Here is a 1,298-nt window from a genome sequence, read left to right on the forward strand (position 1 = left end):
CACCCAAAAAAAAGCCACCCTCAATAAAGAGAGCGGCTTTTCACGAACTGCTTAACGACTATCAGATTACTCTGACAGGTTAATGCTTAGTTCAATACGTTAGCAACAACACCAGCGCCTACAGTACGGCCGCCTTCACGAATAGCGAAGCGAAGACCTTTGTCCATAGCGATTGGGTGGATAAGCTCTACGCCCATCTCAACGTTATCACCAGGCATAACCATTTCAGTACCATCTTGTAATTGGATTGCGCCAGTTACGTCAGTAGTACGGAAGTAGAACTGTGGACGATAGCCGTTTAGGAATGGTGTGTGACGACCACCCTCTTCTTTGCTCAACACATATACTTCAGCGTCAAACTTGGTGTGAGGAGTGATTGAACCTGGCTTAGCAAGTACTTGGCCACGTTGTACGTCTTCACGCTTAGTACCACGTAGTAGTACGCCACAGTTTTCGCCTGCACGACCTTCGTCAAGCAGTTTACGGAACATCTCTACACCAGTACAGGTGGTTTTTTGAGTGTCACGGATACCGACGATTTCGATTTCGTCACCAACTTTAACGATACCAGATTCAACACGGCCAGTTACAACAGTACCACGACCTGAGATTGAGAATACGTCTTCGATTGGCATTAGGAATGCTTTGTCGATGTCACGCTCTGGCTCTGGGATGTAGGTGTCAAGAACGTTTAGTAGTTCTACGACAGCTGGTTGGCCATATTTTTCTTGTGAGCCTTTTAGGGCTTCAGTAGCTGAACCATGGATGATTGGGGTGTCATCACCTGGGAAGTCATAGTCGCTTAGTAATTCACGAACTTCCATTTCTACTAGTTCAAGCAATTCTTCGTCATCAACAACGTCGCACTTGTTCATGAATACGACGATGTACGGTACGCCAACCTGACGTGAAAGCAGGATGTGCTCACGTGTTTGTGGCATTGGGCCGTCAGTAGCTGATACGACTAGGATTGCGCCGTCCATCTGGGCTGCACCGGTGATCATGTTTTTAACATAATCGGCGTGACCTGGGCAATCAACGTGGGCGTAGTGACGTGCTGGGGTGTCATACTCTACGTGTGAGGTGTTGATGGTGATGCCACGTGCTTTTTCTTCTGGGGCTGAGTCAATAGACGCGTAGTCTTTGGCTTCGCCACCTGAGGTGATTGCTGCTACGGTTGCGATAGCGGCTGTTAGGGTTGTTTTACCATGGTCAACGTGTCCGATGGTACCGACGTTGACGTGTGGCTTGCTGCGTTCAAACTTGGCCTTTGCCATGGGTATTTCCTCTTTTTTTGG

At 48.2% G+C, this 1,298-nt stretch carries 1 protein-coding gene; it reads right to left on the reverse strand.

Annotated features, from left to right (window positions below; genetic code table 11):
- Positions 1 to 86 precede the first annotated feature (86 nt).
- Positions 87 to 1,277 (reverse strand): elongation factor Tu, encoded by a 1,191-nt coding sequence (tuf, locus tag J5X94_RS13785; protein WP_010201720.1) that lies wholly within the window; start codon positions 1,275 to 1,277, stop codon positions 87 to 89.
- Between the last annotated feature and the right edge of the window lie 21 nt (positions 1,278 to 1,298).

The sequence above is a fragment of the Psychrobacter sp. K31L genome (assembly GCF_017942195.1).
Taxonomy (GTDB): domain Bacteria; phylum Pseudomonadota; class Gammaproteobacteria; order Pseudomonadales; family Moraxellaceae; genus Psychrobacter; species Psychrobacter glaciei.

What these genes read in the sequence shown, in the direction of transcription:
- tuf (WP_010201720.1), bottom strand. Translation starts at nt 1,277, where the DNA reads ATGGCAAAGGCCAAGTTTGAACGCAGCAAGCCACACGTCAACGTCGGT.